This window comes from Actinacidiphila epipremni (genome assembly GCF_012034175.1).
Taxonomy (GTDB): Bacteria; Actinomycetota; Actinomycetes; order Streptomycetales; family Streptomycetaceae; genus Actinacidiphila; species Actinacidiphila epipremni.
Genome location: NZ_JAATEJ010000030.1, coordinates 87,333 through 113,359, shown reverse-complemented (window position 1 = coordinate 113,359; position 26,027 = coordinate 87,333). Strand labels below are relative to the sequence as shown.

At 74.8% G+C, this 26,027-nt stretch carries 19 protein-coding genes and 1 rRNA gene; 15 read left to right on the top strand and 5 right to left on the bottom strand.

What is annotated here, in order from left to right; genetic code table 11:
• Positions 1-142: 142 nt before the first annotated feature.
• The 3 genes from rrf (at position 143) to HCN08_RS29515 (ending at position 2,576) form a co-directional block, all read left to right on the top strand.
• Positions 143-259 (top strand): 5S ribosomal RNA (gene rrf, locus HCN08_RS29520).
• A gap of 74 nt (positions 260-333) precedes the next feature.
• Positions 334-1,638, top strand: coding sequence for a hypothetical protein (locus HCN08_RS34895; protein WP_206319385.1), 1,305 nt, complete (start codon positions 334-336; stop codon positions 1,636-1,638).
• Complete coding sequence (locus HCN08_RS29515) at positions 1,623-2,576, top strand: hypothetical protein (RefSeq protein WP_322974765.1); 954 nt, start codon at positions 1,623-1,625, stop codon at positions 2,574-2,576. The genes HCN08_RS34895 and HCN08_RS29515 overlap by 16 nt, the downstream gene beginning before the upstream one ends.
• A 78-nt stretch (positions 2,577-2,654) precedes the next feature.
• Here the strand turns inward: HCN08_RS29515 and HCN08_RS29510 are convergent, their stop codons facing one another.
• Complete coding sequence (locus tag HCN08_RS29510; protein WP_167986344.1) at positions 2,655-3,968, bottom strand: DUF1015 domain-containing protein; 1,314 nt, start codon at positions 3,966-3,968, stop codon at positions 2,655-2,657.
• A 189-nt stretch (positions 3,969-4,157) separates the two neighbouring features.
• On the opposite strand from HCN08_RS29510, the gene HCN08_RS29505 reads away from it, so the two are divergent.
• Complete coding sequence (locus tag HCN08_RS29505) at positions 4,158-5,198, top strand: HAD-IIA family hydrolase (RefSeq protein WP_167986343.1); 1,041 nt, start codon at positions 4,158-4,160, stop codon at positions 5,196-5,198.
• Positions 5,199-5,327: 129 nt separating this feature from the next.
• On the opposite strand, the gene HCN08_RS29500 is transcribed toward HCN08_RS29505, so the two are convergent.
• Positions 5,328-6,152, bottom strand: a complete 825-nt coding sequence (locus HCN08_RS29500; protein ID WP_322974759.1) for a siderophore-interacting protein — start codon at positions 6,150-6,152, stop codon at positions 5,328-5,330.
• Between the two features lie 4 nt (positions 6,153-6,156).
• Positions 6,157-7,242, bottom strand: a complete 1,086-nt coding sequence (locus HCN08_RS29495; RefSeq protein WP_167986342.1) for an ABC transporter substrate-binding protein — start codon at positions 7,240-7,242, stop codon at positions 6,157-6,159.
• 69 nt (positions 7,243-7,311) lie between these two features.
• Between HCN08_RS29495 and HCN08_RS29490 the strand changes: the two genes are divergently transcribed.
• From HCN08_RS29490 to HCN08_RS29480, 3 genes are all read left to right on the top strand, one after another.
• A complete protein-coding gene (locus HCN08_RS29490) occupies positions 7,312-8,367 on the top strand; it encodes a FecCD family ABC transporter permease (protein ID WP_167986341.1) in 1,056 nt (351 codons plus the stop codon).
• Positions 8,364-9,422: a FecCD family ABC transporter permease gene (locus tag HCN08_RS29485; protein ID WP_322974758.1), complete on the top strand. Its 1,059-nt coding sequence runs from the start codon at positions 8,364-8,366 to the stop codon at positions 9,420-9,422. Before HCN08_RS29490 ends, HCN08_RS29485 begins: the two co-directional genes overlap by 4 nt.
• Positions 9,423-9,537: 115 nt before the next feature.
• Positions 9,538-10,428, top strand: a complete 891-nt coding sequence (locus HCN08_RS29480) for an ABC transporter ATP-binding protein (protein WP_167986340.1) — start codon at positions 9,538-9,540, stop codon at positions 10,426-10,428.
• Here HCN08_RS29480 and HCN08_RS29475 read toward each other — a convergent pair.
• A complete protein-coding gene (locus HCN08_RS29475; RefSeq protein ID WP_167986339.1) occupies positions 10,376-10,723 on the bottom strand; it encodes an alkyl sulfatase C-terminal domain-containing protein in 348 nt (115 codons plus the stop codon). The genes HCN08_RS29480 and HCN08_RS29475 overlap by 53 nt on opposite strands.
• Before the next feature lie 249 nt (positions 10,724-10,972).
• Here HCN08_RS29475 and HCN08_RS29470 point away from each other — a divergent pair, with 249 nt between their 5' ends.
• The 5 genes from HCN08_RS29470 (at position 10,973) to HCN08_RS29445 (ending at position 18,278) form a co-directional block, all read left to right on the top strand.
• Positions 10,973-12,103 carry a histone gene (locus tag HCN08_RS29470; protein ID WP_167986338.1) on the top strand — a complete coding sequence of 377 codons (1,131 nt, stop codon included), beginning with the start codon at positions 10,973-10,975 and terminating at the stop codon, positions 12,101-12,103.
• A 623-nt stretch (positions 12,104-12,726) separates the two neighbouring features.
• Positions 12,727-13,536 carry a TlyA family RNA methyltransferase gene (locus HCN08_RS29460; RefSeq protein ID WP_322974763.1) on the top strand — a complete coding sequence of 270 codons (810 nt, stop codon included), beginning with the start codon at positions 12,727-12,729 and terminating at the stop codon, positions 13,534-13,536.
• Positions 13,533-14,447 carry an NAD kinase gene (locus HCN08_RS29455; RefSeq protein WP_167986336.1) on the top strand — a complete coding sequence of 305 codons (915 nt, stop codon included), beginning with the start codon at positions 13,533-13,535 and terminating at the stop codon, positions 14,445-14,447. The genes HCN08_RS29460 and HCN08_RS29455 overlap by 4 nt, the downstream gene beginning before the upstream one ends.
• Positions 14,448-14,514: 67 nt before the next feature.
• Complete coding sequence (gene recN / locus HCN08_RS29450) at positions 14,515-16,266, top strand: DNA repair protein RecN (RefSeq protein WP_167986335.1); 1,752 nt, start codon at positions 14,515-14,517, stop codon at positions 16,264-16,266.
• An 875-nt stretch (positions 16,267-17,141) separates the two neighbouring features.
• Positions 17,142-18,278, top strand: a complete 1,137-nt coding sequence (locus tag HCN08_RS29445; RefSeq protein WP_167986334.1) for a glycosyltransferase family 4 protein — start codon at positions 17,142-17,144, stop codon at positions 18,276-18,278.
• Between the two features lie 27 nt (positions 18,279-18,305).
• Here the strand turns inward: HCN08_RS29445 and HCN08_RS29440 are convergent, their stop codons facing one another.
• Positions 18,306-20,117, bottom strand: a complete 1,812-nt coding sequence (locus HCN08_RS29440; RefSeq protein ID WP_322974757.1) for a glycoside hydrolase family 15 protein — start codon at positions 20,115-20,117, stop codon at positions 18,306-18,308.
• Positions 20,118-20,625: 508 nt separating this feature from the next.
• On the opposite strand from HCN08_RS29440, the gene HCN08_RS29435 reads away from it, so the two are divergent.
• The 3 genes from HCN08_RS29435 to HCN08_RS36775 all read left to right on the top strand — a co-directional run bounded on the left by HCN08_RS29435 (position 20,626) and on the right by HCN08_RS36775 (position 25,913).
• On the top strand, positions 20,626-22,275 hold the full coding sequence (locus HCN08_RS29435; RefSeq protein WP_322974756.1) for a CTP synthase: 1,650 nt from the start codon (positions 20,626-20,628) through the stop codon (positions 22,273-22,275).
• A gap of 77 nt (positions 22,276-22,352) precedes the next feature.
• Positions 22,353-22,970, top strand: coding sequence for an NUDIX domain-containing protein (locus HCN08_RS29430; RefSeq protein ID WP_167986333.1), 618 nt, complete (start codon positions 22,353-22,355; stop codon positions 22,968-22,970).
• 831 nt (positions 22,971-23,801) lie between these two features.
• Positions 23,802-25,913 (top strand): tetratricopeptide repeat protein, encoded by a 2,112-nt coding sequence (locus HCN08_RS36775; RefSeq protein WP_167986332.1) that lies wholly within the window; start codon positions 23,802-23,804, stop codon positions 25,911-25,913.
• Positions 25,914-26,027: the final 114 nt, after the last annotated feature.

Sequence of the window (26,027 nt, the reverse complement as noted above, 5' to 3'; positions counted from 1 at the left end):
CCATTTGCTCGCGTCCACTGTTCGGTTCCCGGGTTGCGAAAGGTCGCACCGGTGAACGTAGAACACCTAACTGAAGAGTGTGCTTGTTCGCTTGGACTCTGTCGCGGTCCCGCCGTAAGCGGTGGGGCTGACCCGATAGCGTTTCGGTGGTCATAGCGTTAGGGAAACGCCCGGTCACATTCCGAACCCGGAAGCTAAGCCTTTCAGCGCCGATGGTACTGCAGGGGGGACCCTGTGGGAGAGTAGGACACCGCCGAACAATCTTTCCAGACCCCTGGTCCTGGCCTAAGCGCTGGGACCAGGGGTCTTTTGCGTATGCGCCGGCATGGCGCGGTGTCCCCGTCCATACGGGAGACTTGTAGTACAGCAGCACGTTTTGCAGCACGATTTGAGGAGTCACGTCGATGTCCAACTCGCCTGAAGACCGGCCCGAGCGCCCCGAACACCGGGACTCGCGCCCTCACGGCGGTGGCGACCGCGGAGGTTACCGCAGCGGCGGCCCGCGGCGGGACGGCGACCGCCCGAGCGGCGGTGGATACCGCCGCGACGATCGGCGTGACGACCGTTCGCGATCCGATGACCGTCGCGATGACCGGCCGCGTGGTCCGCGCCGGGACGGCGACCGTCCCGGCGGCGGTGGTGGTTTCCGTCGTGACGACCGTTCCGGTGGCGGTGGCGGTGGATACCGTCGCGATGACCGGCCGTCCGGTGGTGGTGGGTTCCGGCGGGATGACCGGCGTGACGATCGGCCGCGTTATGACCGTCCTCGTGACGACCGTCCGCGCTTCGACGACCGCCGTGACGACCGTCCGCGTGGTCCGCGCCGGGACGGCGACCGTCCCACCGGTGGTGGCGGCTACCGGCGTGACGACCGGCCGGGTGGCGGTGGCGGTGGCGGTGGTTTCCGTCGCGATGACCGGCCTGGTGGTGGCGGTGGTGGGTATCGCCGTGATGATCGGCCGTCCGGTGGTGGTGGGTTCCGGCGGGATGACCGGCGTGACGATCGGCCGCGTTATGACCGTCCTCGTGACGACCGTCCGCGCTTCGACGACCGCCGCGATGACCGTCCGCGTGGTCCGCGCCGGGACGGCGACCGTCCCACCGGCGGTGGCGGCGGCTTCCGCCGTGACGACCGGCGTGACGACCGTCCGCGCTACGACCGGCCCCGTGACGACCGCGGTGGTTTTGACCGCCCGCGCGACGACCGGCCCAGGTACGACCGCCCGCGGGACGACCGGCCCCGCGAGGACCGCCCCCGCTTCGAGCGGCGTGACGACCGGCCGCGCTACGACGACCGGCGCGACGACCGGCCCCGTGGGCCGCGGCGGGAGGACGACCGCGGTGGCTTCCGGCGTGACGACCGGCGGGACGACCGTCCCAGGTACGACCGGCCGCGCGAGGACCGGCCGCGTGACGACCGGCGCGACGAGCGGCCCCGTGACGACCGTCCGCGCGGGCCGCGGCGGGATGACGACCGAGGCTACGGGCGCAGGCCCGTGGTCGAGCGGCGCGGCAGGTTCGAGAACCGCGGCGGTGGCCGGGACGATCGGCGTGACGAGCGCGAGCCGGTGCGCCGGCTGCCGATCCCGGACGAGGTCACCGGGCAGGAGATCGACCCGAGCGTGCGGCAGGAGCTGATGAGCCTGCCCAAGACGCTCGCCGACGACGTCGCCCGCAACCTCGTCATGGTGGCGCAGCTGCTCGACGAGGACCCCGAGCGGGCCTACGCCTACTCGCGGGTCGCGCTGCGGCTGGCCGCGCGTGTCGCCGCGGTACGGGAGGCGGCCGGCTTCGCGTCGTACGCGAGCGAGCGGTACGCCGAGGCGCTGGCCGAGTTCCGCGCCACCCGGCGGATGACCGGCACGGTCGACCTGTGGCCGGTGATGGCCGACTGCGAGCGTGGTCTGGGCCGTCCGGAGCGGGCGCTGGAGATGGCGGGTGCGCCGGAGGTGCACAAGCTCGACAAGGCGGGGCAGGTCGAGATGCGGCTGGTGGCCGCGGGCGCCCGGCAGGACATGGGGCAGGCCGAGGCCGCCGTCGTGACCCTGCAGAGCCCCGAGCTCGCCTCGCACGCGATCCACCCGTGGACCGCGCGGCTGCGGTACGCGTACGCCGAGGCGCTGCTGGCCGTGGGCCGGGAGTCCGAGGCACGCGAGTGGTTCGCCAAGGCGGTGGAGGCCGACCACAACGGCACCACGGACGCCTCCGACCGCCTCGCGCAGCTCGACGGCGTGGAGTTCGTCGACGCCTTCGACGACACGGAGGACGCCGAGGACGCCGTTGACACCGCCGAGCGCGACGCCGACGATGCCGACGACGACGATGCCGAGGACGGCTTCGAGGACGACGAGGACGCCGACGTCGAGGACGAGGACGAGGACGAAGAAGACGACGCGGACGACGAGGAGAACGACGACACGGACGACGGCGACAGCGTCGGCGACCGCGCCGCCGACCGTGCCGAGGCCGCCTCGGCCCCCGCTCCCGCCGACGACGACCTCACCGACGAGGCCGACCCCTCGTCGTTCCTGGACTCGCCCTTCCGCGCCCCCGCGCCCGGCGACCGGGACGCGTAACGGCAGGCGGGACACCGCATAGCGCATCCGGCGGCGGGGAGGCGGGCTTCGGCCGGCCTCCCCGCCGCCGGCGTCGTGTCAGGCCAGGTCGAGGGCGCGCATGACCAGGCCGCTCGCCGGCTTTGGCCCGAAGGACGTGGACTTGCGCGGCATCATCACGCCCCGCCGCGCCAGGTCCAGCACCACCGACTCGCGCACCGGGTGCATCAGCACCGCCGTGCCGGAGTGCCGCTCGGCCTGCTCCACCGCGGCGTCGGCGGCGTGCAGGTAGCCGATGTGCTCGGGCGTGTCGGGGACGTCCCAGACGTGGTCCAGCAGCACGGAGTGCAGCACGCTCGCGTCCAGCCGCCGCCACGGCTCCGGCCGGCCGGCGGGCACCCAGCGGGCGAGCGGCGCCGGGTCGGGCCGGTCCAGCAGGTGGTAGCCGCCGCTCCCGGCGAGTACGAAGGCGTTGCCGCCGGCCGCGGCGGCTGCGAGGGCGGCGAGCGCGGTGTCGAGGGTGTGGCCGGGCAGGTCGCGGACCCGGAAGTACGGGCGGGCCGCGGCGAGGGCCCGGTCGAGGGGGAGGCGGTGCAGCACCCGGTGGATCGCCCGGACCCGCAAGGGGTGGCGGGCGGTGTCGACCAGCAGGACCAGGCCGTAGTCCCAGGGCGTGCCCGGCGGATGGTCGGCCTGGAGGCGGCGGTAGGTGGCCCAGCGGTGGTGGCCGTCGGCGATGAGGGCCTGCCGCTGCGCGAGGTCGGCCTGGACGGCGGCGATCTCGGCCGGGTCGGTGAGCGCCCACAGGCGGTGCCGTACGCCGTCCTCCGTCGTCGTGGCCAGCAGCGGCTCACGGGCCGCGGCGGTGTGCTCGACGGTGGCGGCGGTGGCGTCGCCGTCGCGGTAGGCGAGCAGCAGCGGTTCGAGGTTGGCGCGGGTCGCGCGCATCAGGGCGGCGCGGTCGGCGACCGGGCCGGGCATGACGTCCTCGTGCGGCAGTACGACCCCGGCCTCGGGCGGGGTGAGCCGCAGGGCGCCGATGACGCCGCGTTGCAGGTGCCCGGCGTCGCGCTGCTCGTAGACGTAGAGCGCGGGCCGCGGGTCGGCGGCGAGCACGCCGGCCGCGCGCCACGCGGCGAGGGTGCGGGCGGCCTTGCGGTGCCGCTCGGCCTCGGTCGGGGCGTCGGGGAGGATGAGCCGGACGACGTTGTACGGGTCGGCCGTCTCCAGGTGGCGCTGCCCGTCGGGGCGCACGACGACGTCGTACGGCGGCGAGGTGACCGCCGCGAGGCTGCCGACGCGCGCGGCGACGTACCGCAGGCCGCGGAAGGGGGCCAGGCGCAGCCCCTGCTCGGGGTCGGGACCGGGGTGGGGTCCGTGGGCGGGTCCGGGGTGGGGACCGGGGATGCTCATCCGCGCATGCTACGTCCGCGGTGGGCATGAGGGATGATCGTTGACGACACCGGACGGCGCAGTTGACCACCCCGGGAGAACGGTGGGCCGCGGCCCGGCCGCCATAGGACGGGCGTGCGGGGTCAGACGGCACACAGACGGCGCCGGACCCCACCGGACGCCGCCGGACGACGAGGAGCGAGCCCGCCCATGACCGACGACCGGACCGACCGGACCGAGGACCGGACCGAGGACCGGACCAGCCCGAGCGGCAGCGACCGGCCGCTGGACCGCGCGTACGACACGGCGCTGCTGGACCTCGACGGTGTCGTGTACGCCGGCGGTGACGCCATCGCGCACGCCGTGGAGTCGCTGACGCGGGCCGCCGCGCACGGGATGCGGCTGGCGTACGTCACCAACAACGCCGCCCGCACCCCGGAGACGGTCGCCGAGCACCTGACGCGGCTCGGTGTGCCGGCGGACGCGCAGGACGTCATCACCTCGGCGCAGGCGGTCGCGCGGCTCATCGCCGACGAGGTGCCGGCGGGCGCGAAGGTGCTCGCGGTCGGCGGGGAAGGGCTGGTCGAGGCGCTGCGCGAGCGCGGGCTCGTGCCGGTGGAGTCGGCGCAGGACGGGCCGGTCGCGGCGGTGCAGGGCTACGGGCCCGAGCTGCGCTGGTCGCAGCTGGCGGAGATGGCGTACGCGGTCAACGCCGGCGTGCCGTGGTTCGCCTCGAACACCGACCTGACGATCCCGAGCGCCCGCGGCATCGCGCCGGGGAACGGCGCGGCGGTGGAGGTGGTGCGGATCGCGACCGGCGGGTCGCCGCGGGTCGCGGGCAAGCCGCTGCCGCCGATGCACCGCGAGACGGTGATCAGGACCGGGGCGAAGCGGCCGTTGGTGGTGGGGGACCGGCTCGACACCGACATCGAGGGCGCGTACGCGGGCGGCGTGGACTCGCTGCTGGTGCTGACCGGCGTCACCGACCCGGCGGCGCTGCTCGGCGCCGGGCCGAAGCACCGGCCGACGTATGTGGCCCGCGACCTGCGCGGCCTGCTCACCGCGCACCCCGAGGTCACCGGCGACGGCGACCGGGCGGAGTGCGGGGGCTGGACGGCTGCCGTCGCCGGCCAGGCGCTCACCCTCAGCGGCGACGGTGACCCGGTGGACGGCCTGCGGGCGCTGTGCCGGGCGGCGTGGTCGCACCCGGAGGCCGACCCGGCGAAGGCGCTGGCCGGCCTGGACCTCTGAACCGGCCGGCCCGGACCTCCGAGCGTCACGGCGGGCGCGGAGAGCCGGCCCGCGCACGACCCCCGGCCCCGGACCCTCGGCCCCCGACTCCGGGCCCCGGCCCGCGCTTGCCCCCGCCGCCCTCCGGCGTCAGTCCTCCTGGACCGCCGCCACCGCCTCCTCCAGCAGCGTGTCCTCCGTGGCCCCCCGCCGCCAGTAGCCGGTGAAGGTCACCGCCCGGCGGTCGAAGCCGCGCTCCCCGACCAGGTGCCGGCGCACGTCGCGGACGGCGGCGGCCTCGCCGGCGAGCCAGGCGTACGGGCTGCCGGCGGGCGGCAGTTCGGCCTCGGCGACGGCGGCGGCGAGGGAGGCGGGCCGGATCAGCCAGCGGATGTCCGCCGCGCACGCGGTCTCCAGCGCGATCCGGTCGGCCGGGCCCGCGACGGAAATCCACGCCGTGACGGGTGTGCCGGCCGGCAGCCACTCCAGGATGCCGGCCACCGCGGGCAGCGCCGTCTCGTCCGCGCACAGCAGCACCCGGTCGGTGCCCTCGGGCGGCCGGAAGTCGACGCCGCCGTTGTCGTGGCAGTTCGGCGCGAGCAGGGTGAGCCGGTCGCCGGGCGCCGCGGCGGCGGCCCAGCGGGAGGCGGGGCCGAGGTCGCCGTGCAGGGCGAAGTCGATGTCCACCTCGGCGGGTTCGCGGCGCACATTGCGGACGGTGTAGGTGCGCATGATGCCCCGCACGCCCGGGTCGAGGGCGCGCCAGCGCGGGTACCAGTCGATGTCGAGGACGTCGGGCAGCACGGGCGCGTCCTGGCCGTCCTGGGGCAGGAAGAGCTTGAGCCGCTGGTCCCGGCCGCCGCTGACGACGGCGTCCAGGCCGGGGCCGCCGAGCACCACCCGCTGCATGGTGGGGGAGAGCCGGTGGGTGCGCAGCACCGTCACGTCGAAGAAGCCGTAGGTGGGAGTGGGCACGGCGTCAGCTCACCTTCTTCGCTGCGGAGATGGCCTTGGTGAGCGCCTCGATCTGGTCGGCGCACTTGGCGTAGGAGAAGATCGGCTCGCTCGGCCAGGGGTGGATCTGGCCGGCCTTGACGGCGGGCATCTGCTGCCAGGTGGGGCGGCCGATGAGGTCCTTGGGCTGGAGGGTGGCGGTGCGGTCGTCGAGCATGAGGACGTCCGCCTTGTACTTGTCGGCGTTCTCCCAGCTGAGCGTCTCGAAGAAGCCGCCCTCGACCTTGTTCGGCACGACGAAGTCCACCCCGAGGCTCTTGTAGTACGTCAGGTCGGCGGCCGAGGACGGCGTGGAGACGTAGAAGGAGTCGGCGCTGGCGGAGCAGGCCAGCACGGTGATGCCGCCGGCTGCCTTGGCGGCGGCGCGCAGGTTCGCCGAGGCGGTCTCGAAGCGGGTCTTGGCGGCGGCGTTGGCGCCCGAGGCGAGATCGGCGCCGAGCGCGGCGGCGAGGTCGGCGTAGCGCTGGAGCGGGGTGGTGAGGGGGACGCCGGTGACGTTGACGGCGATGCTCGGGGCGAGGGCGAGGATCTTCGCGGCGCTCTGCTCGGGCACATACCACAGCGCCTTGCCGTCGTAGGTGTGGCTGACGATCAGGCCGGGGCTGAGGGCGGCGTACTTCTCGATGTTGAACTCGCCCCAGACGTTGCCGATCACCGTGACCTTCGCGACGTCCAGGTCGCCGGCCTGCGCGTCGGGCGAGCCGTCCTTGAGGGTCGTCGGGCCGAAGACGCCGGCGCACTCGATGCCGTAGTCGTGCAGCGCGGCGGCCGTACCGACGTAGGCGACCAGGTTCTTCGGGGTGCTGCCGAGCGTGACGGTCTTCTTGCGGTCGTCGGTGTACGTGAACGGGCCGGCCGCCTTCTTCCCGTTCCCGCCGGTGGCGCCGGACCCCGCGGAGGACTTGCCGGAGCCGGAGCCGGAACCGGAGCCGGAGTCAGCGTCCGAGCCGCCGCACGCGGCCAGCAGGGCGCCTGCGCCCAAGGCGCCGCCGGCCGCGAGGACCCCGCGGCGGGATATTCCGGACAAGCTGGGGAAACGGGAAGTGCTCATGGTTCGCGTGCCGCTCTGCTCGGAGGTGGAACGTAAGAGGTCAAGCGAGGTTAGGCTAACCTAAGGCCCGTGTTGGTCGACCAGGACTCCCCGCCGAGGGCCGCCGCCGCGCCCCGCGCCGAAACCGCCGCCCGCTCGAACGCCGCGCGCGGCGCCGGGCTGCTGGTGGCGCTCGCCGTGCTGCTCGCGGTCGCCGCGGCCAGCATCGCGATCGGCGCCAAGGACATCCCGCCGCACGAGGTCTGGCACGGGCTGTTCCACTACGCCGGCAGCGACGACGACGTGGTCGTCCGCAAACTGCGGCTGCCCCGCACCCTGCTCGGCCTGCTCGTCGGCGCCGCCCTCGGTGTCGCGGGCGCGGCCATGCAGGCGCTGACCCGCAACCCGCTCGCCGACCCCGGGCTCCTCGGCGTCAACGCCGGCGCCGCGGCGGCCGTCGTCACCGCCATCAGCTTCCTCGGCGTTACCTCGCCCACCGCCTACGTGTGGTGCGCGCTCGCCGGCGCCGCCGCCGTCTCCGTCCTGGTCTACGCGATCGGCGGCAGCAGGTCCGCGACCCCGGTCCGGCTCGCGCTCGCCGGCACCGCCGTCACCGCGCTGCTCCAGGGCTGGAGCAGCGCGGTGCAGCTCACCGACAGCGTCGCCCTGGACCGTATGCGCTTCTGGCAGGTCGGCTCGCTCGCCTCCGCCGACATGGCGACCGTCCGCAGGATCGCGCCCTTCCTGCTGGTCGGCGCGGTCCTGGCGTTCGCCGCCGCCCGGCCGCTCAACGCGATCGCGCTCGGCGACGACACCGCGCGCGGCCTCGGCGCCCGGCTCACCTCGACCCGGGTGACGGTCATGGCCGCGATCACCCTGCTGTGCGGGGCGGCCACCGCCGCCTGCGGGCCGATCGTCTTCGTCGGCCTGATGGTCCCGCACGTCGTGCGCGGCATCACCGGCCCCGACATGCGCTGGATCCTCCCGTACGCGGCCGTGCTCTCGCCCGTGCTGCTGCTCGGCTCCGACGTGCTGGGCCGGCTGCTCACCCGCCCCGCAGAACTCCAGGTCGGCATCGTCACCGCGGTCCTCGGCGGCCCGGTCTTCATCGCGCTCGTGCGCCGCAGGAAGACGGCGGAGCTGTGAGCGCCGGGAGCCGGGAGGCGAAGCTCACCACCGTGCGCACCGCGCGCGGCGGCCTGTCGCTGCGGCTCGACGCCCGGGCCGCGCTCGTCGGGGCGGCCCTGCTGCTCGTCGCGCTCGCCGCCGGCGTCGTCCTGGTCGGCACCGGCGACTACGCCATCGCGCCCGGTGACGTGCTGCGTACGCTGCTCGGACACGGCAACCCCGGCCAGGACTTCATCATCCGTCAGCTGCGGCTGCCCCGGGTGCTGGTGGCGCTGCTGGTCGGCGCCGCGCTCGGGATGGCCGGCGCCGCCTTCCAGACCGTCGCCCGCAACCCGCTGGGCAGCCCCGACGTCATCGGCTTTGGCCAGGGCTCGGCGGCCGGCGCGCTCTTCGTCATCGTCGTCCTGCACGGCTCGTCGCTCGCGGTCTCCGCCGGCGCCGTCACCGGCGGCCTGCTCACCGGGCTCGCCGTCTACCTGCTGGCCTGGCAGCGCGGCGTCCAGGGCTACCGGCTGGTGCTCGTCGGCATCGGCGGCTCCGCGATTCTCGCCGCCGTCAACAGCTACCTCCTGGTCAAGGCGAACTTCGTCGACGTAGCCAGGGCCGTCATCTGGATCAGCGGCTCGCTCGACGGCCGCGACTGGGCCCAGGTGTGGCCGCTGCTGGGCGTCTGCGCCGTCCTCATGCCGCTGCTGCTCGCGCAGGGCCGGGACCTGCGGATCACCGAAATGGGTGATGACGCGGCCCGCGCGCTGGGCGTCCGGGTCGAACGCGTCCGGTTCACCGCCGTGCTGTGCGCGGTGCTGCTCACCGCCGCCGCGACCGCCGCGGCCGGGCCCATCGCCTTCGTCGCCCTCACCGCCCCGCAGCTCGCCCGCCGGCTCACCCGCAGCCCCGGCGTCGGCCTGCTGCCGTCCGCGCTGATGGGCGCCGCGCTGCTGGTGCTCGCCGACCTCGCCGCGCAGCGCGCCTTCGGCGCCGGGCAGGTGCCGGTGGGCGTCGCGACCGGCGTCCTCGGCGGCGGCTACCTGCTGTGGCTGCTGGTCCAGGAGCGCCGGGCGGGCCGGATATGACACCGCGGCCGGCACCGGTACGCCCGGGGGCCCGTACCGCACCCGCCGCAAGGCGGCATGTCGACCCGTCGACCGGGCGGCACCGGAACCGAACCACCCGCACGGGAGCCGACGTATGACCACCCGCCCTGCCGACACATCGACTCCCGGACCCCGGCTGCGGGCCGAGAAGGTGACCCTCGGATACGACCAGCGGGTCATCACCGAGGGGCTGAGTGTCGACATACCCGACCACTCGTTCACCGTCGTGGTCGGACCCAACGCGTGCGGCAAGTCGACATTGCTGCGTGCGCTGGCCCGGCTGCTCAAGCCCGCGCAGGGCCGGGTGCTGCTCGACGGGCGCGCCATCGGGACCCGGCCGGCCAAGGAGGTCGCCCGGACCCTCGGGCTGCTGCCGCAGTCGTCCGTGGCGCCCGACGGCATCACCGTCTCCGCGCTCGTCGCTCGCGGGCGCTACCCGCACCAGGGGCTGCTGCGGCAGTGGTCGGCCGAGGACGAGCGGATCGTCGAGGAGTCCATGGCCGCGACCGGCGTCGCGCCGCTCGCCGGCCGCCGGGTCGACGAACTGTCCGGCGGGCAGCGGCAGCGGGTCTGGATCGCGATGGCGCTCGCCCAGCAGACGCCGCTGCTGCTGCTCGACGAGCCCACCACGTACCTCGACATCCAGCACCAGCTCGACGTCCTCGACCTGTGCGCGCACCTGCACGAGGAGGGCGGGCGCACGCTCGTCGCCGTCCTGCACGACCTCAACCAGGCCGCGCGCTACGCCACGCACCTCGTCGCGATGCGCGACGGCCGCATAGAGGCGCAGGGGCCGCCGCGCGAGGTCATCACCGCGGAGCTGGTGGAGCGGGTCTTCGGGGTGCGGTGCCGGATCATCGAGGACCCGGAGAGCGGTACGCCGCTCGTCGTCCCCGCGGACCGCCGGCGGCGCGGTGCGGGCGCCGGTGGCCTCACAGGAGGGAGCGCAGCCGCAGCACGTCCCGCAGCGACGCCTGCACCTTGACGCGTCCGCTGCCCCACGCTTTGGCGAAGCTCAACTCGCCGCCGACCATGGCGACCAGGTCGTCGCCGGTCATCGTGAGCCGGATCTGCGCCTTGTCGGCCGGCACGCCCGGCACGGCGACCACGCCGGTGATGGCGCCGCCGGCGAGCCGGCCCACGAACGTGGTGTCCAGATCGGTGATCCGGCAGCTCAGCGAGCGGTCCAGGGCGGCGGCAGCGGCCACGTCCCCGTCCGCCTTCGCCATGTTCCGCGACAGCTGGTCGAGTGCGGTGCGGCACTCTTCGAGGGTGGCCATCGGCGCGGTGTCCTCCGGTCGGCGGTACGTCCGCCACGACGGTACCGCAGGGCACCGTCACGGGTCCGGGCGGCCGAAGGCGGTAGCGTCATGACCACGGGAGTCCGTACGGCGCGGTGCGCGCCGGCCGGACGGACCGGACCGGTGGGACGACGAACCGGTGAACGACGGACCGACGAACGCGGAACCGCCGACGTGCTGGGGCGTTGAGGTGGTGACGTGCCAAAGGCGAGGCGAGGAGTGAGAGCGATGCGGGACGCGCTGCGTACCTGTCTGCAGATCGCGGGCGGTCTGACCGAAGCCACCCGCCGCCGAACGGTCGACGCGGCCAAGGATCTGATCGACCAGAGCGGTATCGACGTCGACGCCGTGCAGCGCAGGATCGGCGCGGCGATCCCGGCGGAGGTGCAGACCCTCGCCGATGAACTGATGGCCACCGGACGGGCCAACCGCGACCTGCTGGTCGGGCTGATCCGCGAGGAGGTCGACAAGGGGATGCACCGGGTCGCCCGGCTCGCCGACGAGGTGACGAAGGTCGGCGTCGTCCTGGAGACGCTGGAGCGGCGGATCCGCAACCTGGAGTCGGTCGGCGAGGAGCCGGCGCCCGGCGGCACCGCTGCCGCACCGGCGCGGCCCGCGCCGCCCGCGCGGCCTGCGCCGACCGTGGAGCATGTGCCGGTGGACACGGAGGCGCCCGCGCCGCCGGCGAAGAAGGCTCCGCCGGCGAAGAAGGCGACGGCGGCACGTAAGAGCGCGGCGGCGAAGAAGGCCACGACGACGAAGGCCGCCGCCAGCCACCAGGCCGCTGCCGCGAAGAAGGCCACGGCCAAGAAGACCGCGGCGAAGTCCTCGGCAGGGGCGGCGAAGAAGGTCGCCACGACCCCCCGGACGACGGCGAACCCGCGCCGTACGACCGCGTCCGGCGCGAGGCCGACGACCGCCGCCGCGAAAACGGCCCAGAGCGGCACGAGCGCGACTCCGGGCGTGACCAGGTCCGCCGCGGGCGCCACGCCGGCCCGCAAGACGGCGGAGCCGCCGGCGGGCGCCGCGAAGAAGACGACGGCGAAGAAGACAGCCCCGAGCAAGACGGCCGCGTCGGGCGGTGCGGCCAAGAAGACGGCCCCGAGCAAAACCGCCGCGTCGGGCGGTGCGGCCAAGAAGACGGCGGGCAAGAAAGCGGCGGCGAGCAAGTCGGCTGCCGCCGGGACCGCGGCGAAGAAGACGGCGGCTGACAAGTCCGCGGCGAAGAAGACGGCCGCGAAGAAGACCGCGGCCAAGAAGACGCCCGGCGCGGACAAGGCGCCGGCCGGCAACTGGACGGCGGCCCGCTCGACCGCCGCGAAGAAGGCCGCCCCGCCCGCCGGAGGCACCGATGAGTGAGCCCACCGCACAGTCGGCCCGCCCGGTCCCGGGCCAGGCCGCGTCGCCGATGCCCCGGCCCATACCGGGGCCGGGCGGGCAGGGGGCGCCGCGCCCGGCGCCCGGGCCCGCTGGCCAGGCGCGGCCAGGTCCGGTACCGGCATCGCAGTCCGTCCAGCACCCGGCGTCGCACGACGGGCCGCGGCCCGCGGCGCAGTCCCTGCCGCACCCGGCGGCGGACGGGCCGCGTCCCGCGGCGCCGTCCTTGCCGCAGCCGACGCCGCGTCAGGAGGCGCCGGACGGGGCGCGCCCCATGGCGCCGCCCGCCGCGCGGGCCGTACCGCATCCGGCGGAGCCGGACGGGGCGCGGCCCCCCGCGGTGTCCGTGCCCCGGCCGGCGGCGGGGTCCGAAACGTACCCCGCGCCGCAAGCCCCGCAAGGGGGCGAGGGTGGGTCGGCGGCGCCGTTGGGGGTCGTGGTCGGAGGGACGGGGAATGGGGTGGTGGATGCCGCGCTCGCGCGGTTGGGGGACGCTGACCGCATGCCGACGCAGGCGCACATCGAGGTGTACGAGGATGTACACCGCGGGCTGCGGGACGCGCTCGCCGCGTTGGACGACGACAGGAGCTGATAGCCCCGTGGCAGTGGCACGACGCCGACTCGACGCCGAGCTGGTGCGTCGCAAGCTCGCCCGCTCGCGCGAGCACGCGAGCCAGCTCATCGCGGCGGGGCGGGTGACGGTGGGCGGGACCACCGCGACCAAACCCGCCACGCAGGTGGAGACGGCCGCCGCCGTCGTGGTCGCCGAGGGCGGCGACGAGCCCGACTACGTCTCGCGCGGCGGCCACAAACTCGCCGGCGCGCTCGCCGCCTTCCAGCCGCTCGGCCTGACCGTCGCCGGCCGCCGGGCGCTGGACGCCGGCGCGTCCACCGGCGGCTTCACCGACGTGCTGCTGCGGGCCGGCGCCGCCCAGGTGGTCGCCGTCGACGTCGGCTACGGCCAGCTCGCCTGGTCGCTGCGGAGCGACCCCCGTGTCGTGGTCAAGGACCGCACCAACGTACGGGAGCTGACGCTGGAGCACATCGACGGCGAGCCCGTCGGCCTGGTCGTCGGCGACCTGTCCTTCATCCCGCTCGGCCTCGTCCTGCCCGCCCTGGTGCGGTGCGCCACGCCCGACGCCGACCTCGTGCTGATGGTCAAGCCGCAGTTCGAGGTCGGCCGGGAGCGGCTGGGCAGCGGCGGAGTGGTGCGCAGCCCGCAGTTGCGCGCCGAGACCGTACGGGCCGTCGCCGGGCAGGCGGCCGAACTCGGCCTCGGCGTGCTGGGCGTCACAGCGAGCCCCCTGCCCGGGCCGTCGGGGAACGTGGAATATTTCTTGTGGCTGCGCGCCGGTGCGCCCGCGCTGGACCCGGCCGATGTCGACCGTGCCGTGGCGGAGGGGCCGAACCGGTGACCATCAAGAGCGAGGCGCAGAACCGTACCGTCTTCCTGCTGACGCACACCGGCAGGGCCGCGGCCATCCGCAGCGCCGAGCGCGTGGTGCAGGGCCTGCTGCGCTGCGGCATCGGCGTGCGGCTGCTCGCCGACGAGGCGGCGGACCTGCCGCTGCCCGACGTCGTGGAGCAGGTCGAGACCGCCGGGCCCGAGGCCGTCGAGGGCTGCGAGCTGATCATCGTGCTGGGCGGCGACGGCACGCTGCTGCGCGGCGCGGAGTTCGCCCGCGCCTCGGGCGTACCGCTGCTGGGCGTCAACCTCGGGCGGGTCGGCTTCCTCGCCGAGGCCGAGCGCGACGACCTCGACAAGGTCGTGGACCGGGTCGTCACCAAGGAGTACGAGGTCGAGGAGCGGATGACCCTCGACGTCCTGGTGCGCAACGACGGCAGCGTCGTCCACATCGACTGGGCGCTGAACGAGGCGTCGGTGGAGAAGGCGTCCCGGGAGCGGCTGCTGGAGGTCGTCACCGAGGTCGACGGCCGGCCGGTGTCGCGCTTCGGCGGCGACGGCGTCGTCTGCGCCACCCCCACCGGCTCCACCGCGTACGCCTTCTCCGCCGGCGGGCCCGTGGTGTGGCCCGAGGTCGAGGCGCTGCTCATGGTGCCGATCAGCGCGCACGCGCTGTTCGCCAAGCCGCTGGTGACCTCGCCGCGGTCGGTGCTGGCCGTCGAGGTGCAGCCCGAGACGCCCAACGGGGTGCTGTGGTGCGACGGGCGGCGCACCGTCGAACTGCCCGCGGGCGCGCGGGTGGAGGTACGGCGCGGCGCGGTGCCGGTACGGCTGGCCCGGCTGCACCACGCGTCCTTCACCGACCGGCTGGTGGCGAAGTTCGCGCTGCCCGTCGCCGGGTGGCGCGGCGCGCCCTCCTGAGGCCCGCGCCGCCCTCCCGGGTGTGACGGGCGGCGGCGGGCGTCGCGCGGGGGACGGGAAACCTCGTATGGTCGTATCCGTGTTGGAGGAAATGCGGATCCGGTCGCTGGGAGTCATCGAGGACGCCGTGGTGGAGCTGTCACCCGGCTTCACCGCGGTGACCGGCGAGACCGGCGCGGGCAAGACCATGGTCGTGACCAGCCTCGGCCTGCTGCTCGGCGGGCGGGCCGACCCCGCCCTGGTGCGGATCGGCGCGGCCTCCGCGGTGGTCGAGGGCCGGATAACGATGGCCCCCGGCGACCGCGCGGCGGTCCGCGCCCAGGAGGCGGGCGCCGAACTCGACGACGGCGCGCTGCTCATCAGCCGTACGGTGTCGGCCGAGGGCCGCTCCCGGGCGCATGTCGGCGGGCGTACGGTGCCGGTCGGGCTGCTCGGCGAGCTCGCCGACGACCTCGTGGCCGTGCACGGCCAGACCGACCAGCAGGGCCTGCTGCGGCCCGCCCGGCAGCGCGAGGCGCTCGACCGGTACGCGGGGGCCGCGCTCGGGGCGGCGCTGGAGAAGTACGGGGCCGCCTACCGGCGGCTGCGGGACGTCGCGGCGGAGCTGGCCGAGCTGACGACCAGGGCGAAGGAGCGGGCGCAGGAGGCGGATCTGCTGCGCTTCGGGGTCGAGGAGATCTCCGCGGCCGAGCCGCAGCCCGGCGAGGACGCGGAGCTGGCCGCGGAGGCGGAACGGCTCGGGCACGCCGAGGCGCTCGCCTCCGCCGCGACGCTCGCGCATGCCGCACTGGCCGGCAACCCCGAGGACCCGGAGAGCGTCGAGGCGGGCAGCCTGGTGGCCGGGGCGCAGCGCGCGCTGGACTCCGTCGCCGCGCACGACCCGGCGCTGGCCGGGCTCGCCGGGCGGCTCGGCGAGGTCGGCATCCTGCTCGCCGACGTCGCCGGCGAACTCGCCGGGTACGCGGACAACCTGGACGCCGATCCGCTGCGGCTCGCCGCGGTGGAGGAGCGGCGGGCGGTGCTCGGGCACTTGGTGCGCAAGTACGGTACGGACATCGACGACGTCCTGGCGTGGGCCGGGCAGAGCGCGGCGCGGCTCGCCGAACTCGACGGCGACGACGACCGGATCGGTGAGCTCACCGCCGAGCGGGACAGCCTGCGGGCCGAGCTGAGCGGGCTCGCGCAGCACCTCACCGATCTGCGGACGGAGGCGGCCGAGCGGTTCGCGACCGCGGTCACCGCGGAGCTCGCGGAGCTGGCGATGCCGCATGCGCGGGTGAGCGTGGCGATCCGGCAGAGCGAGGTCGCCGACGCGGAGTCCGGGGTCGAGGTCGGCGGGCGGGCCGTCGCGTACGGTCCCTCCGGCGCGGACGAGGTCGAGCTGCTGCTCGCCCCGCACCCCGGGAGCCCCGCGCGGCCCATCGCCAAGGGTGCATCCGGCGGTGAGCTCTCGCGCGTCATGCTCGCCGTCGAGGTCGTCTTCGCCGGGTCCGACCCGGTGCCGACGTATCTCTTCGACGAGGTCGACGCGGGTGTCGGCGGCAAGGCGGCGGTCGAGGTGGGCCGCCGCCTGGCGCGCCTGGCGCGCAGCGCGCAGGTCATCGTCGTGACCCACCTCCCCCAGGTCGCCGCGTTCGCCGACTGCCAACTCCTGGTCGAGAAAACCCACGACGGCTCCGTCACCCGCTCCGGCGTCACCGCCCTCACCGGCGAGGCCCGCATCCGCGAGCTGTCCCGCATGCTCGCGGGCCAATCCGACTCCGAATCGGCCCGGGCCCACGCGGAAGAACTCCTCTCCACCGCCAAATCCTCCCTCTAACCGCCGGGTGCCCACGGCTCCGCCGCAGGGCGGCCCCCGGGCCGCGGCTGCGCTGCGGGGTGCTTTTCAGGGGTGCGGGGCTGTGTTTGTTGTGCGGCTGGCGCCGCGCGGGCGCGATCCGCGCCGCGGGGTGCTTTTCAGGGGCGCGGGGAACTGCGCGGCCAGCCAGTGACCGGCGTGCAGGTCGTCACCGTCCCAAAGGGGCTGTTCGGTCCGATCCGGACCACCGGCCGGTGGCCGGTTGCTCGCGCAGTTCCCCGCGCCCCTGGTGGTTGGCGTCCTGCGCCAAGTGAGCTCACCCCGGCCGACCTGCGGTTTGCGCCGCGCGGCAGCAAACCAGGGGCGCGGGGAACTGCGCGACCAGCCAGGAACCGGCGTGCACGTCGTCACCGTCCGAAAGGGGCTGTTCGGTTCTCCCCCAGAGCTTCGCCTGGGAGGTACCCCCAGGACCACCGGCCGGTGGTGGGTTGCTCGCGCAGTTCCCCGCGCCCCTGGTGGTTGGCGTCCTGCGCCAAGTGAGCTCACCCCGGCGGGGCTGCGGTTTGCGCCGCGCGGCAGCAAACCAGGGGCGCGGGGAACTGCGCGACCAGCCAGGAACCGGCGTGCACGTCGTCACCGTCCGAAAGGGGCTGTTCGGGGCGATCCGGACCACCGGCCGGTGGTGGGCTGAGCGCGCAGTTCCCCGCGCCCCTGAAAAAGCACCCCGCGGCGCGGATCGCGCCCATGTGGCGCAGGTGGGGGGGGGCACTCGTAGGGGTGGATGGAGAGGGGAGGGTGGGGAGGGAAAAGGGGGCTCGGGGGGCGGGGGGTGGGGAGGGCTGGCATGCTGGGGGGCACAAAAATTTCGGGTCGGGGAGACGGGAGCAGGGCAGCGCGTGAGCAGTAACGCCCTCTTTGCCGGTCAGCTGCACGCAGTGCATGTGCTGGGGGCGACCGCCGGCGCGCATGTGAGCTCGCTGGTCGGGGGGCTCGTGGCGCGCGGGGTGGAGGTCACGGTGTGCGGGCCGGCCGCCGCGGAGGGGGATTACGCGTTCGGCGCGACCGGCGCGCGGTTCGTCGCGGTGGACCTGGGGCGGCGCAGGGCGCGGGCGGACGCGCCCGTCGTGGGGGCGCTGCGCGCGGCCTTCCACGGCGCCGGCGTCGTGCACGCGCACGGCCTGTGGGCCGGCTTCCTGTCCGCCGTCGCGCTGGGCCGCGGCGGCGAGAAGGGCGTACCGCTCGTCGTCACCTGGCACGGCGGCGCCCCGGCCACCGGCAGCCGCGGTGTGCTGCTGCGCTGGCTGGAGCGGCGGGCGGTGCGCGCCGCGACCGTCGTGCTCGGGGTGTCCTCAGACCTGGTGGACCGCGCCCGCGCGCTCGGCGCCCGGGACGTACGCCTCGCGCCGGCCGCGGTGCCGCGCCCGCAGGGCCGCCCGCCCCGGCCGCCGGACGAGGGCGAGCGGCTGCGGCAGAAGACCCGCGCCGACCACGGCGCCGTGGACCGCCCGCTGCTGCTCGCCGTCGGCCGGCTGGAGCCGCGGCAGGGCTACGACCTGCTGCTGGACGCCGCCGCGCACTGGGCTCGGGCGGAGGTGCCGCCCCTGGTGGCCATCGCCGGCGAGGGCGGCCGGCGCGCCGCCCTGGAGCGCCGGATCACCGCCGAGGCCCTGCCCGTACTGCTGCTGGGCTGCCGCGACGACATCCCCGACCTGCTGGCGGCAGCCGACCTCGTGGTGCTGCCCAGCCGCTGGGAGGCCCGCGCCCTCATCGCCCAGGAGGCGCTGCACGCGGGCGTGCCGCTGGTCGCCACCGATGTCGGCGGCATGCGCGAACTGGTCGGCGAGGCCGCCGTACTGGTCCCGTACGGCGACCCGGCCGCCTTCGCCCGTGCGGTCACCGACCTGCTCGCCGACGCCAAGCGCCGTACCGCCCTGTCCATCGCGGGCCGTGCCCAGGCCGCGACCTGGCCCACCGAGGACGACACGGTGGCCCAGGTGCTCAGCGTCTACGACGAGCTGACGCAGCGCGAATAGCGCGACGCCCGCCGCGGGGAGGCGGGGTCAGCCCCGGAACGCCCCCACCGCGGTGAGCCGCAGCGCGGTGTCGATCATCGGGACATGGCTGAAGGCCTGCGGGAAGTTGCCGACCTGGCGCTGGCGGCGCGGGTCCCACTCCTCCGCGAGCAGCCCCAGGTCGTTGCGCAGCGCCAGCAGCTTCTCGAACAGCCGCCGCGCCTCCTCCACCCGGCCGATCATCGCCAGGTCGTCGGCGAGCCAGAACGAGCACGCCAGGAACGCGCCCTCGTCGCCGGGCAGCCCGTCGAGGTTGTCGTCGCCGCTGGTGTCGGAGCCGGACGTCGGATAGCGCAGCACGAAGCCGTCGGAGGTCGACAGCTCCCGCTGGATCGCCTCGATCGTGCCGATGACCCGCTTGTCGTCCGGCGGCAGGAAGCCCATCTGCGGGATGAGCAGCAGCGACGCGTCCAGCTCCCGCGAGCCGTAGGACTGCGTGAAGGTGTTGCGCTCCTTGTCGTACCCCTTCTCGCACACGTCGTAGTGGATCTCGTCGCGCAGGTCCTTCAGCCGCTCCAGCGGCCCGTCGACCTCACCGGACTCGATGAGCTTGACCGTGCGGTCCACCGCGACCCACGCCATGACCTTGGAGTGCACGAAGTGCCGGCGCGGCCCCCGCACCTCCCAGATGCCCTCGTCCGGCTCGTTCCAGTGCTTCTCCAGGTACCGGATGAGCTTGAGCTGCAGGATGCTGGCGTAGTCGTTGCGCGCCAGGCCCGTCATATGGCCCAGGTGCAGCGCCTCGGTGACCTCGCCGTACACGTCGAGCTGGAGCTGGTGCGCCGCGCCGTTGCCGATCCGCACCGGCGTGGAGCCCTCGTAGCCGGGCAGCCAGTGCAGCTCGTTCTCGCCGAGCTCGCGCTCACCGGCGATGCCGTACATGATCTGCAGGTTCTCCGGGTCGCCGGCGACCGCCCGCAGCAGCCACTCGCGCCACGCCTGCGCCTCCTCGCGGTAGCCGGTGCGCAGCAGCGACGACAGCGTGATCGCCGCGTCCCGCAGCCACGTGAAGCGGTAGTCCCAGTTGCGCACGCCCCCGATGTCCTCCGGCAGCGAGGTCGTCGGCGCGGCGACGATGCCGCCGGTGGGGCCGTAGGTCAGCGCCTTGAGCGTGATCAGCGACCGGACCACCGCCTCGCGGTAGGGCCCGGTGTACGTACACTGCGCGACCCAGTCCCGCCAGAAGTCCTCGGTCGCGACCAGCGAGCCCTCGGGGTCGGGCAGCGACGGCTGCGGCTTGTGCGACGGCTCCCAGCTGACGGTGAAGGCGACCCGGTCGCCGGGGCCGACGGTGAACTCGGAGTACGTCGTCAGGTCCTTGCCGTACGTGTCGACCTCGGTGTCGTACCAGACCGAGTCCGGCCCGGCGACGGCCACCGTACGGTCGCCGACCTTGTGCACCCACGGCACGACCTGCCCGTAGGCGAACCGCATCCGCAGCGAGGACTGCATCGGCACCCGGCCGCTGACGCCCTCCACGATCCGGATCAGCTGCGGCGCGCCGTCCCGCGGCGGCATGAAGTCGATGACGCGGACCGTGCCCCGCCCGGTGTCCCACTCGGACTCCAGTACGAGCGAGTCGCCGCGGTAACGGCGGCGTGTCGCGTCCGGCGGCGGCGTGCCGTGATGGGCAGGGCCGAGCCGCCAGAAACCGTGCTGCTCGGTGCCCAGCAGCCCGGCGAAGACCGCGGGCGAGTCGAAGCGGGGCAGGCACAGCCAGTCGACTGTGCCGTCCCGGCAGACCAGTGCCGCGGTCTGCATGTCTCCGATGAGTGCGTAGTCCTCGATACGCCCGGCCACGTGCCACTCCAGTCGAAACGACGGCGCCGCCCCACCTTGCGGGGACGGTCTTGCGGTCTGGGGATATTCGACGAGCTCTTGAACCGGGTGCGGGCGGGAGTGTGCCGTGCCGGGGGGCTCGCACAATTGCGTCCGTGCAGAATACGTCGTCGCGGGGCGCCGGTGTGCGTCTCCGGCGATCTTCGGTGGGCCGCGGCAGGGCAGCGCGGCGGCACCTGCGGATATGCCCTTTCGGCCGCTGGAAAATGACACCGACATAGCGTCCCGGGGACCGCCCGGTATACGAGACGGCGTCCCACGGACGGCCGCCGGGCACCCCGCGCGGCCCCCCGGAACCTCCCGCACACACGTCCCGTACGAGGCCACGCGGTGCCGCGGACCGACGACGCCCGGCACCGCTGATACCCTGGTAGCCCGTGGGCCGGTGGGCTGAACCACTGAACCGCCCGGCGGCGCTCCCGCAAGCGAGCACCGCCCCGACCTCACCTCGCGACCACGGGAGCCCCCTTTGGCTATTGCGCCGAAATCCACGCTGACCAAGCACATCTTCGTCACCGGCGGTGTGGCCTCCTCGCTCGGCAAGGGGCTCACCGCCTCCAGTCTCGGCGCGCTGCTCAAGGCCCGGGGGCTGCGGGTCACGATGCAGAAGCTCGACCCGTACCTGAACGTCGACCCGGGCACGATGAACCCGTTCCAGCACGGTGAGGTCTTCGTCACCGACGACGGCGCCGAGACCGATCTCGACATCGGCCACTACGAGCGCTTCCTGGACGTCAACCTCGCCGGCTCGGCGAACGTCACCACCGGGCAGGTGTACTCCACCGTCATCGCCAAGGAGCGGCGCGGCGAGTACCTGGGCGACACCGTGCAGGTCATCCCGCACATCACCAACGAGATCAAGTCCCGGATCCGCCGGATGGCCACCGACGACGTGGACGTGGTGATCACCGAGGTCGGCGGCACCGTCGGCGACATCGAGTCGCTGCCGTTCCTGGAGTCGGTGCGCCAGGTCCGCCACGAGGTCGGCCGGGACAACGTCTTCGTCGTGCACATCTCGCTGCTGCCCTACATCGGCCCCTCCGGTGAGCTGAAGACCAAGCCCACCCAGCACTCGGTCGCCGCGCTGCGCAACATCGGCATCCAGCCCGACGCGATCGTGCTGCGCGCCGACCGCGAGGTGCCCACCGCCATCAAGCGCAAGGTGTCGCTGATGTGCGACGTCGACGAGGACGCGGTCGTCGCCGCGATCGACGCGCCGTCCATCTACGACATCCCCAAGGTGCTGCACACCGAGGGCCTGGACGCGTATGTCGTGCGCCGCCTCGACCTGCCCTTCCGGGACGTGGACTGGACGCAGTGGGACGACCTGCTGCGCCGCGTCCACGAGCCCGCGCACGAGGTCACCGTCGCGCTGGTCGGCAAGTACATCGACCTGCCCGACGCCTATCTGTCGGTGACCGAGGCGCTGCGGGCCGGCGGCTTCGCCAATAACGCGAAGGTCCACATCAAGTGGGTGCTGTCCGACACGTGCAAGAGCCCGGCGGGCGCCGCCGAGCAACTGGCCGACGTCGACGCGATCTGCGTGCCCGGCGGCTTCGGCGAGCGCGGGGTCGAGGGCAAGGTCGCCGCGATCACCTACGCCAGGGAGAACCGGGTCCCGCTGCTCGGGCTGTGCCTGGGCCTGCAGTGCGTCGTCATCGAGGCCGCCCGCAACCTCGTCGGCATCACCGAGGCCAACTCCACCGAGTTCGACCCGGCGACCGCGCATCCGGTGATCTCCACGATGGCCGAGCAGCTCGACATCGTCGGCGGCAAGGGGGATCTGGGCGGCACGATGCGGCTGGGCACGTACCCGGCGAAGCTCGCCGAGGGCTCCATCGTGCGCGAGGTCTACGGCGACCAGCCGTACGTCGAGGAGCGGCACCGGCACCGCTACGAGGTCAACAACGCGTACCGGGCCGACCTGGAGAAGGCGGGTATCTCCTTCTCCGGCACGTCGCCGGACAACAAGCTCGTGGAGTACGTCGAATACCCGCGCGACGTCCACCCGTACCTGGTGGCGACCCAGGCCCACCCGGAGCTGAAGTCCCGGCCGACCCGGCCGCACCCGCTGTTCGCCGGGCTCGTCAAGGCGGCGGTGGCACGCAGGACCGCGTGACGGGCCCGGCCCGCCGTCCGCTTTGATGTCCTGTGACGTCCGGTGAAGGCCGGTCCCGTTCTCGGAAGGCGCGCAGCATGCTCAAGGACACCCCGGAGGAGTGGCGGACCACCGCGACCGCCACGCCCTTCACCGGCAAGAAGACCAGCGTCCGCAGCGACCAGGTCGTCATGCCCGACGGCGGCACGGCCACCCGCGACTACCAGGTCCACCCCGGGTCGGTGGCCGTCCTCGCCCTCGACGAGGACGGCCGGGTGCTGGTGCTGCGCCAGTACCGCCACCCGGTGCGCCACAAGCTGTGGGAGATCCCGGCGGGGCTGCTCGACGTCCCCGGGGAGAATCCGCTGCACGCGGCGCAGCGTGAGCTGTACGAGGAGGCGCACGTCAAGGCGGAGGAGTGGCACGTACTGGTCGACGTGTACACGTCGCCGGGCGGCTCGGACGAGGCGGTCCGCATCTTCCTGGCCCGGGAGATCTCCGAGGCGGAGGGCGAGCGGTTCGCCGTCTCCGAGGAAGAGTCCGACATGGAGCTCGCCCGCGTCCCCCTCCCCGACCTCCTCACCGCCGCCCTGACGGGCGCCCTCCACAACACCTGCCTCATCACCGGCACGCTCGCCGCCCACGCCGCCTTGACGATGGCCACCCCCCTCCGCCCGGCCAACGCCCCTTGGCCGGCCCGGCCCTTCCCCGCGTAGCGGCTCCGCCGCGGGTGCTTTTCCGGGGGCTGCGTCTGCGCCGGACGCCAACCCCCGGGGGCGCGGGGCTGTGTTTGCTGTGCGGCTGCCGCCGCGTGGGCGCGGTCTGGCGTTGCGTTTGCGCCGGACGTCAACCGCCAGGGGCGCGGGGAACTGCGCGCGCAACCGGCCACCGGTCGGTGGTCCGGATCGGTCCGGACAGCCCCTTTGGGTCGGTGGCGACGTGCACGCCGGTTCCTGGTTTGTCGCGCAGTTCCCCGCGCCCCTGAAGAACAGGCCCGGCGCCATGTCGACGCCCACCACGCTGACGCTGCGGCTGCGCCGCGGGGCAACAAACCAGGGGCGCGGGGAACTGCGCGCGCAACCGGCCACCGGTCGGTGGTCCGGTTCGGACCGAAGAGCCCCTTTGGGTCGGTGGCGACGTGTACGCCGGTTCCTGGCTTGTCGCGCAGTTCCTCGCGCCCCTGAAAAGCAACGCCCGGCGCAGCCGTAACCCCCCCCACTGGCTGGGCGACCTTGACGTCGGACGTCAACCGCCAGGGGCGCGGGGAACTGCGCGCGCAACCGGCCACCGGTCGGTGGTCCGGTTCGGACCGAAGAGCCCCTTTGGGTCGGTGGCGACATGCACGCCGGTCACTGGCTTGGCGCGCGGTTCCCCGCGCCCCTGGTGTGCTGGCCCATGGCGCAGCCGTGCTCTCCGGCTGGTCGCGCCCGTGCGCGGGAGCCGCGGGGTTGTTCGGGGAGGCCACGCAGGGGAGGGCGCGGGGGTGGGGGGAGTGAATTACGCTCGGGGCCACAGTGGGCCGCCCGTAGGGCGAGGAGTGTGGGGTCGTGGCGGAGAAGGTCGCAGCGCCGGCGGGGTGGGGCACGCCGCTTCCGAGGCCGCCGGAGGCGTTCGTGGGGCGGGAGCGGGAGCTCGCGGAGCTCGTGGGGGAGATCGACCGGCCGGGCCTCGGCGCGGGGAAGCCGCGGAGCGCAAGGGTGCTGCTCGTGGCGGGGCGGGCCGGCACGGGCCGCACTGCGCTCGCGCTGAAGCTCGCCTCGCAGGTCGCGCCGCGCTACCCCGACGGAGCCTTCTTCCTCGCGATGGCCGACGCCGACGGCGCCCCCGTACCGCCCGGCGCGGCAGCGCAAGCGCTGGGGCCGGCGCTCGGGCCGGACAAGCGCGTACTGCTCGTCCTGGACGACGTCACGCAGGCCGCGCAGCTCACCGCGCTGCTGCCCGCCTCGCCCGGCAGCCTGGTCGTGGCGACCTCGGGCGGCCCGCTGCCGGGCGTGACGGACATACGCCCATGCACCCTCGGCGGCCTCGACACCCCCGCCGGAGTCGAACTGCTCGCCCGGATCGTCGGCCCCGTCCGGGTCAGCGTCGACCCGCGCGGCGCGGAGACCCTCGTGCACGAGCTGGCCGGCCACCCCACCGCCCTGCGGCTCGTCGCCGCCTGGCTCGCGAGCCGCCCCGACCTGCCCGTCGCCGCCGCGACCCCGCGCCTGCGGGACCTGCCGGACACGCCCTCCGCGGCGCCCGCCGAGCTCGTCCGGGCCTTCCGGCTCGGCTACGAGGCGCTGCCCGGCGCCGCGGCGCGCATGCTGCGGCTGCTGGTGCTCGTACCCGCCGGCGACGTCGACGCGCACGCGGCGTCCGCGCTGGCCGGCTGCCCGCTGGAGGTCGCGCAGACCACGCTGGAGGACTTCGCCCGCGGCGGCCTGCTCGCGGGCGCGGCCCCGCAGTACCGCGTACCGCCGTGCCTGAAGCCGCTGCTCACCGCGCTGGTCGCGCAGACCGACCGCCCGGCGGACGTACGCCTCGCGCGGGCGCGGATGCTGGAGCGTACGGTGCGGCTGCTGCTGGCCTGCCGCGCGGCACTCGCCGCGGAGCCGGTCGACGAGGCGCAGCCCCAGGCGCTGCGTTTCGGCTCGGCCCCGGCGGCAGCCGACTGGCTGCGGTCACGGCTGCCCGCGCTGATGGCCGCCGCCCGCTCCGCGGTGGCCGACGGCGAGCTGGACACCCTGGCCCGCCGCCTGGTCGCCGCGCTGGTACGGGCGCTCGCCGCCTTCCCCGGCGGCGACGCCATGGCCGCCGAGCGCTATGAGCTGCACTCCCTCGTGCTGGGCGTCGCCGAGCGGCGCGGGCTGCGCCGCGAGCAGGCCGCCGCGCTGATCAACCTCGGCGACCTGGACGCGCTGGCCGGCCGTACCGACCGCGCGCTGGACCGCTACCGGGTCGCCCTGGACGCCGCCCGCGCCGCCGACGACCGGCAGGCCGAGGGCCGGGTCCTGGAGGGGCTGGGCGGCACGTACCTGGAGCGCCGGGACCCGGGCCGCGCCCTGGACTGGTACGGCCGCGCGCTGGCGCTGCGCCAGTCCACCGGCGAGGTCGCCGACCAGGCCCGGCTACGGGGCAGGATCGGCACGCTGCTGGCCCGCGGCGGGCGCTTCGGGCCCGCGCTGAAGGAGTGGCGCAAGGCGGCGGGGCTGTACAAACGGCTGGGCGACCTCCCGGCGCAGGCCCGCGCGCTCGCCGAGGCCGCCAGGGTCCAGGAGGCCGCGGGCCGCCCCGAGGACGCGATGCGCAGCTGCCGCGACGCCCTCTACTGGGCCCGGCAGGCGGGGGACCGCCACCTGGAGGCGGCCCTGCTGCTGCGCCTGGCCGACCTCCTCGACCTCCTCGGCGACCCCGAGGGCGCCCGACTCCAGCGCGAGGGCGTCCACAAAACCGCCGCCCGCCTCGCCGAACGCCTCGCCGCCCGCCGCCCGCCCGGCACCCCGGCCGGCGACGCGCCGGAACCCCCGCCGGGACGTGCCGGCGTCAGCCCGGGCGCCGGCGCAGGTGCCGCCCCCGCGGCAGCGGAGGCCGTGGGCCCGGCAGCAAGCCCGGCGGGGGAGCCCGCCGCAGATCCGGCCGAAGGCCCGGCGCGGGGTTCTGCTCCGCGCACGCGGTGAATTCGTCCCGGCGTGACATCGCCGCAACGTCCGGTTGATCACCCCATGGTGTGCTCCTGCCCAGGCACAACGCGTCACCAGCCTACGAAAATGCCAATGCCGCCCGGCAAACCA